Annotated in this window: 12 protein-coding genes and 1 pseudogene; 5 read left to right on the top strand and 8 right to left on the bottom strand. The window is 40.1% G+C overall.

The window, feature by feature from the left end:
- Positions 1-51 precede the first annotated feature (51 nt).
- The 4 genes from QMA08_RS07670 to QMA08_RS07685 are packed head-to-tail and all read right to left on the bottom strand — an operon-like array spanning position 52 to position 3411.
- On the bottom strand, positions 52-771 hold the full coding sequence (locus QMA08_RS07670; RefSeq protein ID WP_149603742.1) for a DUF2470 domain-containing protein: 720 nt from the start codon (positions 769-771) through the stop codon (positions 52-54).
- Positions 768-1556 carry a heme ABC transporter ATP-binding protein gene (locus QMA08_RS07675; RefSeq protein WP_290174103.1) on the bottom strand — a complete coding sequence of 263 codons (789 nt, stop codon included), beginning with the start codon at positions 1554-1556 and terminating at the stop codon, positions 768-770. The genes QMA08_RS07670 and QMA08_RS07675 overlap by 4 nt, the downstream gene beginning before the upstream one ends.
- Positions 1553-2605: an iron ABC transporter permease gene (locus QMA08_RS07680; RefSeq protein ID WP_290174104.1), complete on the bottom strand. Its 1053-nt coding sequence runs from the start codon at positions 2603-2605 to the stop codon at positions 1553-1555. The genes QMA08_RS07675 and QMA08_RS07680 overlap by 4 nt, the downstream gene beginning before the upstream one ends.
- A complete protein-coding gene (locus QMA08_RS07685; RefSeq protein WP_290174105.1) occupies positions 2602-3411 on the bottom strand; it encodes an ABC transporter substrate-binding protein in 810 nt (269 codons plus the stop codon). The genes QMA08_RS07680 and QMA08_RS07685 overlap by 4 nt, the downstream gene beginning before the upstream one ends.
- Before the next feature lie 139 nt (positions 3412-3550).
- Between QMA08_RS07685 and QMA08_RS07690 the strand changes: the two genes are divergently transcribed.
- On the top strand, positions 3551-5632 hold the full coding sequence (locus QMA08_RS07690) for a TonB-dependent hemoglobin/transferrin/lactoferrin family receptor (RefSeq protein WP_290174106.1): 2082 nt from the start codon (positions 3551-3553) through the stop codon (positions 5630-5632).
- A gap of 262 nt (positions 5633-5894) precedes the next feature.
- Here the strand turns inward: QMA08_RS07690 and QMA08_RS07695 are convergent, their stop codons facing one another.
- Positions 5895-6566, bottom strand: coding sequence for a hypothetical protein (locus tag QMA08_RS07695; RefSeq protein WP_290174107.1), 672 nt, complete (start codon positions 6564-6566; stop codon positions 5895-5897).
- A 108-nt stretch (positions 6567-6674) separates the two neighbouring features.
- On the opposite strand from QMA08_RS07695, the gene QMA08_RS07700 reads away from it, so the two are divergent.
- A complete protein-coding gene (locus tag QMA08_RS07700) occupies positions 6675-7550 on the top strand; it encodes a LysR family transcriptional regulator (RefSeq protein ID WP_290174108.1) in 876 nt (291 codons plus the stop codon).
- A gap of 51 nt (positions 7551-7601) precedes the next feature.
- Here the strand turns inward: QMA08_RS07700 and QMA08_RS20310 are convergent.
- Positions 7602-7700: pseudogene (locus QMA08_RS20310) on the bottom strand (hypothetical protein); the annotation flags it as partial.
- Positions 7701-7812: 112 nt separating this feature from the next.
- Entirely contained in the window at positions 7813-11835 is a 4023-nt protein-coding gene (locus tag QMA08_RS07705; protein WP_290174109.1) for a rhombosortase-dependent M36 family metallopeptidase, read from the bottom strand.
- A gap of 149 nt (positions 11836-11984) precedes the next feature.
- Between QMA08_RS07705 and QMA08_RS07710 the strand changes: the two genes are divergently transcribed.
- Positions 11985-12509 (top strand): hypothetical protein, encoded by a 525-nt coding sequence (locus tag QMA08_RS07710; RefSeq protein WP_290174110.1) that lies wholly within the window; start codon positions 11985-11987, stop codon positions 12507-12509.
- Here QMA08_RS07710 and QMA08_RS07715 read toward each other — a convergent pair.
- A complete protein-coding gene (locus QMA08_RS07715; protein ID WP_290174159.1) occupies positions 12506-14023 on the bottom strand; it encodes a sensor domain-containing diguanylate cyclase in 1518 nt (505 codons plus the stop codon). The two genes, QMA08_RS07710 and QMA08_RS07715, sit on opposite strands and share 4 nt — an antisense overlap.
- Before the next feature lie 370 nt (positions 14024-14393).
- Between QMA08_RS07715 and QMA08_RS07720 the strand changes: the two genes are divergently transcribed.
- A complete protein-coding gene (locus QMA08_RS07720; RefSeq protein ID WP_290174111.1) occupies positions 14394-16205 on the top strand; it encodes a glycoside hydrolase family 3 protein in 1812 nt (603 codons plus the stop codon).
- Between the two features lies 1 nt (position 16206).
- The gene (locus tag QMA08_RS07725) at positions 16207-16941 is read left to right on the top strand and encodes a 5-oxoprolinase subunit PxpA (protein ID WP_290174112.1); all 735 of its coding nucleotides are present in this window, start codon (positions 16207-16209) and stop codon (positions 16939-16941) included.
- The last annotated feature ends 16 nt before the right edge of the window (positions 16942-16957 follow it).

Here is a 16957-nt window from a genome sequence, read left to right on the forward strand (position 1 = left end):
AGTGAATCTCTTAACCAGGGCTCAGATTAACTATGTCGTCATGTATTTAGTTTAGTTATTTCGGGCTTGGTTGGTTAGCTCAACCAGCGCTTTACGTACCTCTAACGGGCTGTTGCACTGGGTTTTAAAGTTAATAAAGTAGTTACGCTTTTGGCTTTGTATATAAAAGCCAGTGGGTAATAAGCCGCTCATTATTGGGGTGTTATCAGCAACGCTGTAGTGCTGCATTAATATGAGCGACATAGCATCTTGGTGATCTTCATTCATATGGTTAATCATGCTTTGCTGTTGGCTTTCGTCCCAGTTTTTTGCCTCATCCTGCCATTCGTTTTGTTCAAGCCAAAATATTTTGCCAAAGCCGCCAATGTAACGCACACGCACTACGTCTAATTGCCATAACTGAAAGTCGTGCGCATTGCGATAGCTAGCGGCTTCGGGGTATAGGGCAATATAATTATCAAGTAAAGTGTGTGCTTGCTCACTTGGCACAATAGAGCCATCGCCTACGAGCGTTACGCGGCCGTGCTCGTTTTGATCGCCACTGTCGGCGGCGTCAAATACGGTAAGGCTCATACGAGAGTCGTGCTTTAGATTTTTAGTGTGCTGGGCTATATCGCTAATAAAAAAGTAAACACGGCCTTGTTCGTCGCACATATAGGGGGTTACTGAGCCAAACGGGTAGCCGCGTAAATTATTAGAAATGGTCGACATAACACCGGCATTGGTTTTGTAAACCAAGGTGCGTGCATCGTTTAATGCTTGCTCTCTCATAAAAACTCCTGACGTTGAGAAAAAACCATGGGTGCATCGTTATAAGGATGAGGATTTACGTGCAGTTTCATGGCGTACATTTGTTGTAAATTTTGTTCAGTTAATACGGTGTTTATAGGCCCACTTTGCAGCACTTTTTTGTTGTGCAGTAAAATAGCATCGGTTGCATAAAGGCTGGCCAAGTTTAGATCGTGTATTGCAATAATGGCGCTGTTACCCTGCTCTACAAATGCTTTAACGCAGCTGAGCAAAGCATGTTGATGGCGCATATCAAGTGCTGATGTAGGCTCGTCGAGCAGCATTAGTTTTGGCTCGGCCGATTGTGTAAAGGCGTTTAGTTGCGCCAAAGTGCGCGCCATATGCACACGTTGTTGCTCTCCGCCCGAAAGCGCACTTACGCGGCGAGTTAAATAATGGCTTAAATCCATAATAGCGGCGTATTTATTTACTTTTTCGCTTTGCATTTTTAATGACTCTACATATGGATAGCGGCCCATTGCAATAAGCTCAAATACAGTAAAATCAAACCCTACGTGGTTAGCTTGCATCATGACTGCGCGCTGTGTTGCAAGGCTTTTTTTAGCGTGAGAGGCCAGCGGCTTAGCATTAAAAAGTACACTGCCTGTAAAGGAGTGCATACCTGCTAAGGTATGCAGCAAGGTAGATTTACCTGCGCCATTTTCACCAAGTAGTGCTACAAGTTGCCCTTGTTTAGCGCTGCCATTAATAGCGTTTAAAACGCTGTGATTATCAAAGCCAACGCTTAGATTGTTAAACGTGATCATGACCAACCTCGCTTATTTTTCACTATTAAATAAATAAACAATGGCGCACCCAATAATGCAGTAATAATTCCAATGGGTAGCTCTGACGGCATGATCACAATGCGTGCTAGCCAGTCAGAAAGTAGCAATACCACTACGCCAATTAGCATACAAAGCGGCAGCATATTACGTAAATGCGGCCCCACCATTAAGCGGGCAATATGCGGGACTACCAATCCAACAAACCCTATTAAGCCGGTAAGTGCCACAACCGCCCCTACTCCCAGTGCAACAAGTATAATTACATATAGTTTGAGCTTGTTGGTGTCTACCCCTAGGTACTGAGCTTGTGACTCGCCAATAAGGAGCAAGTTCATAGGCTCTTTTAACCGCCACAGGCCAATTAGGCTGATAAACAGTAACGGCACAGCTTGAATAATCGTGCTCCAGCTTGCTCCGCCTAATGAGCCCATGGTCCAGTAATTTATTAATCGTAATGCACTGTCATCGGCAAAAAAGCTCAGTAGCCCAATAACCGCAAATGCTAATGCGTTAATAGCAACCCCCACCAATATAAGTGTGGTGATATTAATTTGCCCTTGCTGCTTGGCAATAAAATATACCAGCGAGGTAACACCAAGCGCCCCTAAAAACGACGCATAAGGTAAATACAACTGCGCGTTAAAATTAAGCTGCGCGCTAAGTGCTATAAATGCCACAGCAACCATAGCCGCACCCGCACTAATGCCAATAATAGATGGGTCGGCCAATGGGTTGCGGCACAGCGCTTGCGTTGACGCGCCAGTTTGGGCAAGCACCAACCCTACAAGCACTGCAAGCACAAAGCGTGGCAAACGTATTTGCATTACGACATTTATTTGCAGCGCATCAAACTGATTAAAGTACTCGGGTGCAAGCCAAGCAATAGCTAAACGCCAATCCCATCCTGCAGGGCCATACCCTATGCTTAGTAGCGCCAAAGTAAAAATACACACAGAAGCTAATAGCATCCATTTATGGGGTTGGCTAAGTGTTACAGGCTTAAAACGGCTCAATGTTAGGGTGTTCATAAGCGGGTTTTATACTCGTTAAGCTCATTAATTGCTGTGGCAATACGTGGCGACATGCCAAGCGAAAGTAGGCTATCCATTACAAGTAAGTTACAGGTTTGCGCCGCTTTTAATAAGTGTAGTGTAGGTTGCTCACAAAAAGCCTGCTTACCGCCAAGGCTTTGTACAACATGGGCTGGGGCTACTAAAAAGTCGGGCTGATTTATAGCAAGTACTTCGGTGTTAATTGCTTTAAAGCCTGAATGCGTAGCGCCTATATTGGTAATGCCTGCATAGCTAAATAATAAATTAGGGACGGTTTCTTGCCCGGCGGCAACAAGCCCGCGCTCATTAGCTGAGAGTAAAAATAGCGCGCTGTGTGTTTGTGCTTTTGCTTTTTCAGGTAATGATTTTGTAATGTGCGTAATAAGTGTTTGTGCTTTTTGCTTAGCGTTTAAATCGTCACCTAAGCGTTTTATTAGCTCAAGTAGCTCGTTAACTGAGGTCGGCTTTTTATAATGAATTAGCTTAACTCCTGTTGCCTCAATTTGCTTAAGTGCTTGGCTTCGCCCTGCGCCTTCAAGCGCTAACAAGGTGGTTGGGCGCATTGAAAGTACGCCTTCTGCCGCTAAATCGCGGTAATAACCCACTTGTGGTAATTGCGTGGCTTGGTGCGGGTACATGCTCGATTGATCAACAGCTACAAGGGTATTTTGTTTGCCTAGCGCATAAATTATTTCAGTAAGGGTGCCGCCAGCGCTAATAACGCGCTCTTGTGCAAGTGCAGATTGGGCCATTAAAGCAAACAATATAAATAGGTATTTCATTACACACTCCGGTTTTATTTTTTGGCTATTATAACTAGTTAAATCTAAATGAAAATGATTATCATAATTAATTGACCTTAATTTGACTTAGTTGTAACATTTCTGCCATAAATAATAACTATTATCATTTGGAGTTAAAATGAATCCCTCTGCGTTTAGATTTACTGCTATAGCAACCTTACTACTCGGCTCGGGCACTGCCATTGCCGAAAACATAATTGACGATCATATTGTTGTAAGTGGCTCGCGCTTTGAGCAAAAGCTTAAAGATGTAACAGGCTCAGTCACTGTTATTACCGAGCAAGACATAGAGCGTCAGCTAGCTGTAGATTTACAAACCATGTTTAAGTACGACCCAAGCATTGCAACGACAGGCAGTGGCGCAGGCGCGCAAACACTTACAGTACGTGGTGTTGGTGGTAACCGGGTTGTATTTATAAAAGATGGCCGACGCACCAACGATGGTTATGCAGGTGGAGGGGGCTATTTAGTTGGCCGTAATTATTTTGACGTAGCAGGTGTAAAACAAGTAGAAGTAGCCAAAGGTGCTGCATCGTCATTATATGGCTCTGATGCACTTGGTGGCATTGTAGTTATAACCACTAAAGATCCAAGTGATTATTTAAAAAATAACAGCAGCTTTGTAAAAATGGCGCTTGGGTATCAAGGTCAAAGTAATCAAGTTGCCGCCGATGTTACTGCTGCAAAAGACTTAGGCGACTTTGCAGTAAGCGCCGTGTATAGCCACCGCGATAGCGAAGAAGTACAAAACTATGACGAAAACTTACCCGGTTATGATGCTAAGTCGGACGCTTTATTAGTTAAATTTGAGCAACAGCTTGATGAAAAACGCACAGTTAAATACACCCTTGATTACTTTAACCAAACAACTGAGCAAGTAATAACCCCCGCGGTTCAAGAAACCGAAGAAGATGACACGAGTTGGTCACTGGCGCTCGATTACCATTCAGAAGTAGCAACCGCTGCGTTTGATAAATGGTACGGGCAAGTGTCTTATAGTAGTTACGAGCAACAAAGCGATCAAATTAGTGGCGCAAGCACCTACACCGATTATAACGACTATCGTTTTGAGCAAAATATTTTAGGTTTAAAAGCGGTATTTAATAAAGGGTTTAACGCAGAGAGTGCCGATCACGAAGTGGTGTACGGGATTGATATAGACTTATACGACACCACCCGCCCACGTTTTAAAACCCGTATTTTAGCCGATGGCACTGTTGATTTTACAGACCAAAAACAAAAAGCATTCCCGGGGGCTGATACCTCTTTAATTGGCGCTTATGTACAAGACAGTATTTCGTTTAATAATAGCGCGTGGTCGGTTATTGCGGGTGTGCGATATGATTACTACACCCTAGAGGCTAAAAATGATGAGCTATACGCCGATGCGCAGCTTGGTGATATTACCGAATCTGCTTTTTCGCCTAAGCTAGGTGCTATATACCAAGTGGATGATAACTTGTCGTTGTACGGGCAATACGTACGAGGCTTTAAAATACCACCACACGACCAAGCCTATCAAAGCCACGGCGTTGAACCGTTTTATCAAATATTACCAAACGCCGATTTAGACCCTGAAAGCAGTGATTCGTTTGAGCTTGGGCTAAGATACGCCAGCAGCGATATTAGCGTAAATTTAAGTGCTTTTTATGCAGCATACGATGACTTTATAGAAACCGCCGTAGTGGGTGTTGAGCCAACGTACATTCCTGGCGTAAACAAAACGCTGTATCAGTACCAAAATATTAGCGAAACACAAATAAGCGGTGTGGAAGCCGGAATTGCCATGTATGTAGCTGAAAATATACTACTAGAGGCAAACGTGGCTTACGTTGATGGTGAAAATAAAGAAACCGATCAGCCACTTACCAGCATTAGCCCGTTAAATGGCTCAGTATTGTTAAGTACAGAACAGGGTAATATTAACTGGACCGCCGCGTTGCGTTTGGCTAAATCGCAATCGGATGTAGTACTTGATACAAACGGTAATAAAACTACGCAAGGGCATGGCTACGGCGTTGTTGATTTATACGCAAACTACGAATGGCAAGCGTGGCAGCTAAATGTAGGTGTACTTAACTTGCTCGATAAAGAATATGTGCCTTTTGAGCTAATTGCAGGGCAATCGCAAAGTGCTGATTTTAGCCAATACACCCAACCTGGGCGTAACTTTTCAGCCAAAATAAGTTATGTGTTTTAATTAGCTCCTAGAAAATTAAATAGCAACAAACGCTGCATGAAGCTGCAGCGTTTGTTGAGTTTATTTTTAAGATGACACCCAACCTAATTTTTTATTTATTGATTCCTAGATTCTAATTGGAAGTGCACCACCTAATTCATTATGGCTAAAGTACAAAATTAACGGTGGGTGTCATCTCAAAATTTCATCTTAAAATTTACTAAAAACAAAGTAACACTTTATAAAACCAGCGATTTAAAGCCAAAATCACTGGTTTTATAAATTAATTAACTGCAAAGTCTTTTGTTTCTAAATAGCTTGGTACGGTTTTAAAACATGCCTCTAGTTTGCTTTTAAGCGCAGTGCTTATCGAAGCATCACACTTCAATTCCCCGTTATATTTACTCATAGTAAGCGGTACTAAGCTTAACGAGTCATAGCTTGGCTTGCTTTGTATTTTATGAATTACTAAACCTTGCTGCTCTGTTAGCTTTATTAATGCAAACACATTTTTTTGTGCTTGATTAGTCGTTATTTTTTCAACATATAGCGGGTTTTTAAAGGTTAGCTTTGTAGTAAAAAGTGCGTTGCCACCGCGTTCAAAATGGCCGTTAAATAAAGTTACATTTAAGGTGGGTGTCTTTTTATTTATTAATAAATTTAGGTCAAATTTGGTTGGTAAAATAGTGATCTGTTCTTGCTCGTCTGCTGCTTTATTTAAAATATTTTTGATTGTTTTTAAGTGGGTGTCATCCGTAGTTACTTCATACACTATTTGGTAGTTGTGTGGAGGGGCGTATAAAGGCATGTGGCTGGCAAGTACTTTATCGCCGGCTAAAATAAGCGCCATACCATGGAAGCCATTATAGCTGTGGGTTTTGTGTGAATTGTGTTGAGGTGTATTTGCGTGCGCTGCACTCGATAATAAAATAAAAAATAGCAGTATGTGTTTCATGTTAGTGCTCAAAAAATATATATAGCGCCACTATAAGCTGATTTTTATATACAAATAATCGATAATAAGTGATTAGTTGTTTCCTTTTAGTTAATACGGTTTGGCGCTATGTATTTAGATGACATTGAAAAAGTAATTCATATGGCGGGTTCGCAAAATCTGCATACAACCGCTAAGCACTTTAATATTACCCCAGGTGCGCTGTCTAAAACGCTAAAAAAGGTTGAGGCAAACTTAGCCACGGAGCTGTTTAACCGTGTAGATAAAACCTTAGTACTCAATGATAAAGGCAAAGAGTTTGTTAAGCACAGTAGCGATTTAGTTCATAATTACCAGCAGCTTACTAGCCGTTTTAAAAGCGATAATCATAAATTTAATGCGGTTATTGAAGGCCCTGCCATTTTACTCAAAAGTGGCGTTAAAAAGTTACTTACCCCCCTGAGTAACCTGCCTTGCTCGGTGCGTATTAATAATGTATTTGAAGGTGAAGCCATAAGCCAAGTTGCATCAGGTTCGGCGCATATTGCGCTAGTTACTCGCGAGGCATTAAACAACAGCTCACATACTAATTTAGTGGCGGTTGATGTATTTAATACTGAGTTTAGTGTAGCTGCGTCTCCTTCACATCAGCTAGTACAAAAAGGCTTTTTAACACTCAATAAAAACCAATTGCTACAGTTGTCTTTTGCATGCCCGTTGTTTTCACCACTGTGCGGCCTTGAACAAGGTATTGGCTCCGACGGCTGGCAAGATGAAATAGCCCCGCGCAATATTGTATTTAGGTGTAGTGATTACAGTACATTAATAGAGGTGGTACAAAGTGGCTTGGCGTTGGCATATTTACCAAATTTCGTGATTGATGATTTAGGGCTTAAAAAATTTACTGTAAAGGGGGTTAACAGTCACTACAGCGAAGAGGTAGTAATGATTTACAAACCATCAAAAGCTGATGGCTGGCTTAATAAACTCATGCACTCTTTGTAAAGGATTTATCAATTTAAGTTCAATGCAAAATATAGCTTAGCTAAGCTATGCTTAGCTAATATCAGCAACAATGCACTGATTACGGCCATGTTCTTTTGCATGGTAAAGTGCTTTGTCAGCACATTTGTAAACTTGGTCTATGTCGTTACTGTGCTCAGGACTAAAAACATCAAACTAAGTGTATAAAAAAGGCCAGATGCAAACGCTACTGGCCTTTCATTAAAACCGTCATGTGCTTAGAGTTGACGGATGTTATTTAAACTTATTTACTAACGTTTTTGCGACGTCTATTAAACCATACTAATGGAGTAAGTAATAAAGCTATAAAGCCAAAACTACCACCACCGCTAGATTTTGATTCTGTTACAGGCACAGTTGCTACCGCTTCATTTTTTACCATTACAGTATTTTGTTGAGTCACAGTTGTTACACCATCACTTACGGCAACTTCAAAAACAAGCTCTTCATCTGCAGTAATAGCTGCAGGTGTGAAGCTCAAAATTGCAGTGTCAGTACCTGTGAGCGTAGCAGCACTACCGCTAACCTGAGTCCAAGCATAAGTTAGTGTTTGACCATTGCGATCTGACGCTGTTGCTGTAATTGTTCCTGTAGCAGATTCAGTAATTTCCGCTGATGAACTTTCGACTAAAACAAGTGGGGCTGCGTTATCACATGCTAGCGAATCACCCGCTACAAGCTCAGAAAATACAGGAGATAAAACGTTAGACATAGTTAGGTTATCAATCCACCAACCTAAATCACTTACTGCGCCATCTGATGAAATTCTAAAGCGTACTTTTACTAAGTTGCCGTTTAGGGCATCACCAAAGTTTATAGTTTCATAATTACCATACGCGCCACTATCTTGTACGTTATTACCAGTAAAAGTTTCACGTTCTTGAAGTTCTTGCGAATCGTTTTCGATTAGAACAGCGTCGTAGCCAACATCAAATGTGCCGCCAATTTCAGTAGCATCAACCCAGTCACCGCCATTAACACTAACTTCTACAACACCACCATCCCAGTTTTGCTCAATACTATAGAAATGCCAAAACGAGATTTCAAAGTCGCCTGAGTAACCAACTTCGAATGGCTTACTCTCTATTGCTACATCTGATTGGAAGCCATTATTTACAAGGCGCATTGCCTGTGTGCCTAGCTCAAACCCACCTTGTTCAAAGAAGGCAATATTACCACTATTATCCATAACCTGAGTGCCAACAGCTAAATCACCGCCAAACATTACGTTTTCTTTTAAATCTAATAGTGATGAACTTGCTACTTCCATATCATCTGAAACTACAGCTCCAACAGGCATTTCTGATTTAAAGCCCATATTTACTTCAAACGTGAGTGTTTGATCAAGTGCTTCAACGATATCATCGTCCGTTTCAATTTCAGGGAATGTGACTTCAATTTCTAGTGTTTCAGCTGTACCCGCTTCGTTCAAAGTAACTTTAATATCGTTACTAGTTATTGCTTCGTACGGTTGAACTTCACCAAAAGTAAGTAAACCATCATTTTCAAATGTTACATCATGATCGCTTATAACAGTCAGTTGTGCTGTTGTACCACTAAGTACTTCACTACCACGGTTAGTAATTGTTACGCTAACCGTACTCGTTTCGCCTTTATCTAAAATATTGTCGTTAGTACAAAAACCAAGCTCTGTACCATTGTACATGTTGTTTAAGTCAGCACTTGCAAATGCATAGCTAGAAAGCTGTGTTTTATCCGATTCAACTACACCAGTAAGGTCTTCACTGAAACGATCTGGCGATACTGCGCCAAGACCCATACCACGTTTAGCAAATGCACCTACCATTAATTTGTAATCAGCAGGGTCTACTGCATAGGCAGCAGCTAAAATAGCATCACGTGCTTCAGTGTAGGTTGGTGCTATAGGTGTTAATTTGTAACCTGCAACTAAGTAATCTGCCATTCGAGTTTGTGCTTCATTAAAGCCATGCTCGTTGATAAGCGCTACGTAGTTTTCCCATAATACAGTTGCCCAAATTTCGCCGGCAGCATGAGGAGAAGCCACGCTTGTTGGTGATATACCAATATCAGCACCAGCATTTTCAGTAATATGGCGGAACGACAATGCATTTACATCTGTATCAGTTGAATAAGGAAGACGACGAATACCGAAGTAGAAGTCTTCTACAAATGTGCCGCTACCATATGCTTTTTGGAACTTATCGTTACCTGTAATATTTATATCGCTTTCTTTAGCGATAAACATTAATGAGTGGAAATCGCCCCAGCCTTCGCCCATTGCGCGGCCTTGGAAGTTAATAAGGCCTGATGAATTACCGACTAAGCGGTTACTAATGTAGTGACCCCATTCATGAGCAATAATACCATTATCAAACGTACCATCTTTTAATGTTGCTTTGGTAAACATGTCTACAGTAACAACTTCACCAGCATCAATTAGGTCATACATTGCATGACCATCAGCGTAATTTAAACCCATATTTGGAATGGTTACAGTATCGTCTTCACCGCCCATTGGTGCCGGTTCTGCCGTATCTGGGTCATTATTAACAACGATAGTTGCTATTGCACCTGCATCTTGTGCATTTTTTACTTTAATCGTAAAAGCACATGAACCACGGTCTACAATTGCAATTTTTCCTGCTAGTTCTGCTGCATTTATTGCAGGCTCACAACCATCGTTCACACTTATTGAATCTACTGTATTTCCATCATCTAAACGAACAACTTCTGCAGCCACATCACTGAATTGGTATTTACCAAAGTCAGATTCTTTTGTTGAAGCTAAAAGGCCTAAAGAATCATGTGAAGTTACTGTAATACCAAAATCTACACCAACAGTGGCATCTTTACTGTTGTACAAGTACATTTGCATACGTGGGCTAGCACCATCAGCTGGTGTAGACATATTTGCATTATTACGACCTGAGTTATCTTGAGCTTGTGCTTCAATCGGGTCACCTTCTATGCCGCCACGACCAAAGTTAGATACCTGCGCTACATTTGATGTTTCATCAAAACCATGATCATAGAAAAAATCATGTAAAAAGTTATTCATATAAAACAAGTTAACAATAGCTGCTTTACGGTTTGCGTAGCTATTTGCAACTTCATCTACTCGATAAGGGTAGTCAAATGTGAAGTCTGCAGTTGTTTCAGCGGTAAAGTCACCCTCACTAAAGTCTTGAGGTGCAACCACATCTGCGTAAGCGAATACGTTATTACCCGATGTTGTCGTTGCATCATCAGCTAACCATGGGTCTATTGTGCTTAGTTTGCTGTAGTAAGATAGAGATACCATTGGCGCATCTAAAATCTCAGTCTCGTCTACTTGTCCTGGGCCATCTGCAGGAATTACGTCACCGTGCGGGCTTTCCATTGGGTAGCCATCTTGGTTAGCGTAAACGCGGTAATTAAAATCAGCTGCATGAGATTTCAAATCTTTCGCAAAATATACTTTGCTGTTATTTGAATCTACTACGTAACTAAAGTAGTCACTTTCTAAAGAGCCAACTTCTGCTACTTCTACTTCAATGTAATAAGCTGATTTAAGCTCGCCTGCCACTTCAAAAAATACTTCTTTTGCACGTGGCGTACCTAAAACAACTTTAGAATCATCTAGTGATTTAGCCTCATATTTTACATACCCACCTTCGTTACCAATTTTACGAAGTGAGACATCAATATTTGCTAATTCACTAAATGCTTTTTTTATGCTTTGCTCAGAGCTTACAAAACCAGTTAATGCTGCAAGTTTATTTTTAGATGACGACGTATCAGCAAAATAACCCGAACTTGCTACTAAGTTGTACTCTTTATCCATTAACAAGTTGTATTCGCGGTTAAAAACTTCAACACCGTTTACTTGTTGCTTGTATTTAGCACTAATAGAACCACGTTTTTGCTCTGATAAATCAACCATAACGGCAGAAGATGCTGTTGCTTTACGGTTACTAATACCTGTTAAAGCCTCAATATAAAAGTCAGCAGCATATTGATTACGGTTATCAGCTGCGATTAAAGCCATGTCAGGCTTACGCTGACCTATTGCTTGCCATAAAAATGTTGCTTTACCCATTTGTGCATCGTAAATAGATTTTTGACCCGATACAGTGGCGCGTTCGGCTAAGGTTTTCTGCTGAACAGCAGCTAAAGAAGTACCCTGAGTAACTCCATTTGTAGCACTTACATCATAAAATCGAGTTTGTTCAGCGGCCGTTAGCTCACCTGCTGCTAATGTTGATGCTACAACCATGGCAATAGTTGTTAACTTAAATTGAGACATGTATCCACCTGTTTGTATTTATTATGTTTAAACACTTAATGTTTTTAAATTGATTGTTTTGTGTAAACGACTGGTTAAATTGGTAATATACAGGCTTGAATAAAGCTGAATAGCTTTAAATTTAGAGAAAAGTAAACAAAGGTAAACGAATGCAAAAAACAATTCTTACAAGCGCAGTGCCAATAATCGCAGCTTTATTACTATCTGCATGTAATAACAGTGAAAAAACAGAAGTTAACAACTCTCAGGCACAACCTAAAACAGCAGAAATCATTATAAAAGAACCATCTAAGAACCAGAAAACTGACACTATTTTTCCTAAAAAAGAAAGTAGCCAAGGTGTTATTAAAAATGCATCTAAAAGCATAAATTCATCGGGTGATAAACTTATCTTTAACTCTGAGCAGTTATTTAAAGGCGACGTTATTTATAATCAGAACTTAAAACAAAAAGGTGTAGTAACAGGTACTCTTACCATTACATTAAATACCGATTCTGTGCCAGATGAGTTAAAAAATAATTATGAATTAATCAAGTCAACAGCTCACAATTACACATTACTTGTTGAAAAAGATGTTGATATTGCAGGATTGTCTAGTGCTCTAAACAGCTATAGATCAGTTAGCAATGTAGAAATTGCAATTAACTATTCACCTATCGAAACACACTTTTAATCAGCAACAATGCACTGATTACGGCCATGTTCTTTTGCATGGTAAAGTGCTTTGTCAGCACATTTGTAAACTTGGTCTATGTCGTTACTGTGCTCAGGCCAAGTTGCAATCCCAATAGAAATTGTTATAAAGCCGATAGTTTCCATATTTGTAGACTCAACAGTTTTACGTAGTCGCTCTGCTATTTTGAGCGCACTTTGGCTGTTTTCATTAGGCAAGACAAGTACAAATTCTTCACCACCTATACGTGCTACGATATCGTCTTTTCGAGATAATTGTTTGATAATATCAGTAAGCGATTTAAGAGCTTCATCTCCTTTATCATGGCCAAAGGTATCGTTAACTCGCTTAAAGAAATCGATGTCTATCTCTAAAATAGCAAATGGAGTTTGCTTAAACATCAACTGGTTTAATAAACCGTTTAAACTCCTACGGTTATGAGTATCAGTTAGGGGATCTGTTTGCGCATCATGACGAAGCTGACCTATCTGCATTTGCAAAGTATTAACTCCATTGAGCATTGCAATTTTTAGTCTTTGGCTTTCAAAGTACCAAGATTTAACACTTTTGAGCTCTTCAATACTTGTTGGATCGTCAAGTGTATTTGCTTTGTCTGCTAGTTGTTTTAAAGGCCTGGAAATAAAGTGAGCAAAAAAACCGATTAAAAGAAACGTAATAACAGCCATCGGTAATGTACGTTTTATCACTTCAGTTATGAGTAAATCAAGTGACGAAAGCGTTGCGCTTACAGGGCGCTGAGCGACAATTACCCATTTTGCTTTAGGCACAGAGGAAAAGCCTGCTAGCATTTCTATCTCTTGGCTATTTTTAACAATAGAAGTACCGCTTTGGCCTGTAATCATATTATTAGTGATGGAATTATTTGTGACGACTGTCCCTATTAGTGCCTGATCTGGGTGATAGAGAATTCGCCTACTGGCGTCGACCACATAAATATATGTTCCACCCTCATAATAATGCTGCTCTAATAAGCTATTTAAAATATTACGCTCCTTTAGATAAAGGGAGCCACCAATATAACCAAGGTAATCTCCACTTTGATCAAACAAAGGATGAGAAATAAAAACAATAAAGTTCCCAGCAGCTGACATATAAGGCGCGCTGATTAATGGTCTTTTTTCTTGTAGCGCTTGTACAGCGCCGGGTGAGTGGATTGATTCACCAATAAGTTGCGGAAATTTAGGAGAGGTTGCGACAACAATACTATGCTTATTAATTACAACCGAGTTAAAGCTATTCGTTTGTAAGTGTAAGCGGGTCGCTTCTTGGTTTAATAAATCTTCATCATCAACTCTTTGCTCTATTTTTTTAGCTGAATAGGCCAGTTGTTGCATTGCGGATTCTAAAAAATTATCTGTTGCTGATGCCAGTTTATTGGCATAAGCATAGTTACTTTTTAGCGTGTAAGCCGTTAACTGCTCCTTTTGTACTTGGTAGGTAGAATAAAAGCTACTTACTAAAGTACTAATAGAAGCCGTAATCGCTAAAAGCAAAATAAGAAATCGAAGATTTAAGGCCGTTAATAATTTTTTTCGCAAACGTATGCCATCCTAAGTACAGGTATTCAGTACCCGAACCTATAATTGTATATAAAGCCCGCAATTATACCCTCTTGAAAATTTATTATCTAATATTAACAAAGCCACAAAAAATATAACTAAATATAACTTTTCGCTAATAGCAAGATTATGAATTTTCTTTAACTTTTACAATACGTTATTGGTTCCTCTGCAAAAAATCCTTCTTTTGCAGTTACCTCAAAAAGTAGTTAAGCTGCTTATACTTATCTACTTTTTAGCTTTGGAGTGTGTTTTGCTAAATAAGTGTATTGTATCGTCTATCGTTTTTTTATCTGGGTGCTTAATGCCATTACAATCCTCGCTTGCTAAACCCGTGCTTTCTCTTGAACAAAAACTTGGGCAAAAGCTAATACTCGACTTTCGTTACTTCTGTCAGCAAGGAGTAAGTAATAAATGCCGAACTCCAATGACCGAGTTACCTAATGAGCTCGCTACCGCTATTGCAAAATACGATATTGGTGGGGTTATCTTATTTTCTGAAAACATTCAATCGATAGAACAAACCATTACGCTTAATAGCCAATTGCAAACAGCTGCAAGTAAGTCCAGTAGTAAGCTGCCGCTATTTATATCAATAGATCAAGAAGGCGGACGTGTAGCGCGTTTACCCCGTGATGTTGCTACCTCATTTACCGGTAATATGTCGATTGGCGCAACCTACAAAAAACACGGTATAAGCTTTGCGACAAAAACAGCAACAGTAATAGCTAAAGAGCTAAATTCGCTGGGTATAAATGTAAACTACGCGCCCACGGTTGATGTAAACATGAATCCCGATAACCCAGTTATTAACGTACGCTCGTTTGGTGAAAACCCAGCATTAGTGAGTAAATTGGGCGCCGCACAGGTTGCAGGATTTGAAAGCAATGGCGTGATTACCTCGCTAAAGCACTTTCCGGGTCACGGCGATACAAACGTAGATAGCCATACGGGTTTGCCTAAAGTAAACCACGCAAAAGAAGTTATTTACGAGCAAGACCTAGCACCGTTTAAACACATTATCGCCAAGCAAAACCCAGGAATGATAATGACGGCGCATATTCAATATCCCGCGCTCGATAGCACAACGTTTATAAGTGTTAATGGCAAAACTATGATAAAACCGGCAACAATGTCGCGCGCAATCATTACTGATATTTTACGTGGCGAGCTTAATTACCAAGGAGTTGTAGTAACTGATGCGCTTGATATGGCTGGTATTAGTAACTTCTTCACACCAACTCAAGCGGTAATAAATACATTTGCCGCTGGAGCTGACATTGCCCTAATGCCTATTGAAATTAGAACACCAGATGATTTAAATAAACTCGATGATCTTATTAAAGATCTTGTTGCAGCGGTTAAATCAAACCAACTTGATGAGCAAGAAATAGCACAATCGGCACAGCGTATAATTGCACTTAAAAATAAATTTAGATTAAGCACTAATTTTGACCCTATTACCGCGCTCATAAATGCAAAGCAAACAATTGGCAGTGCAGCACATCGCGAAATAGAAGCGCAGCTTGCTGTAGAGGCAATAACGCAGGTTAAAAATAATAACAGTACTTTGCCGCTTAATTTAAAAGCAGGAAGTAATGTTCATATTATTATGCCAGACACGCGTAAATGTATGGCAATGCAGCAAGCGATTGAAGCTATCAGCCAGCAAAAACTTAACTATAGCTGTAGTAGTTTACAAGGGTTTAATCCGGCACAAGCTAAAACACAAATACACGCTGCTGATGTAGTTATAGCCGGTAATGCAACACCTAATCAAAGTGCGGTCGAAATTGGTGGTATGGATGATTTAAAAGATGATTCAAATTTTGCACTTAATAATGCGGAGCAGCCAAAAGCACTTGAGTCATTATTAAAAGTGGCAAAAGAAGAAAACAAAAGCACTGTATTTATAAGCCTAAGAGCACCTTACGACATTGCTAAATTTGGCGATTATGCAAATGCTGTACTTGCATCGTATGCATATAATATTGATGTAGATAAAAACGATATTGTATCTGGCCCTGCTTTTACCGCACTTGCAAAAGTGTTACTAGGAGAAGCACCGGCTAACGGCGTATTACCTGTCACAATAAAACCGCAAAAGGCGCACTAATATGAAACTCAATTGTGATTTAGGCGAAAGCTTTGGCGCGTGGAAAATGGGGCTAGACGATGACGTTATGCCACATATTGATATGGCTAACATTGCGTGTGGGTTTCATGCAGGTGATGCCGATGTAATGGCAAGCACGCTCACTCTTGCCAAGCAACATAACGTACAAATTGGTGCTCACCCAAGCTACCCAGATAAGCAGGGTTTTGGTAGGCGCTCAATGGTTCTTAGCGAAAAAGAGCTTACAAATTGCCTGCATTATCAAATAGCCGCTATCGAGGGGATGGCAAAAGTACAAGGTTTAACACTTAGCTATGTAAAACCCCATGGCGCACTGTATAACGACATGATGGCAAATGATAAAATATTACAAACCGTTATAAATTCAATTGCCAGCTACCCAATAGATTTAAAGCTAATGATTTTAGCGACTAAAAATGCCAATAAGCACATTCAAATAGCTAAAAGCTCAGGAGTTGATCTAATACTCGAGGCATTCGCCGATAGGCAGTACACCGACGACGGGCATTTAGTGTCACGAACACTTGAGGGTAGCGTTCACAACAAAGCTGCATTACTAAAACAAGTAACTCAGCTTTTATCCGATGGCAGCGTGACAACACGAACTGGAAAAAAACTAACGCTCAACGCCGATAGCTTATGCGTACATGGCGACAACGCTGATGGCATAGCGCTTATAAAAGACATAAAAGCCCTGTGTAACTCAGCTAACTAAATACTTTTACACAACC

Origin of the sequence: Pseudoalteromonas sp. APC 3355, from assembly GCF_030407615.1 — a bacterium.
GTDB classification, from domain to species: domain Bacteria; phylum Pseudomonadota; class Gammaproteobacteria; order Enterobacterales; family Alteromonadaceae; genus Pseudoalteromonas; species Pseudoalteromonas distincta.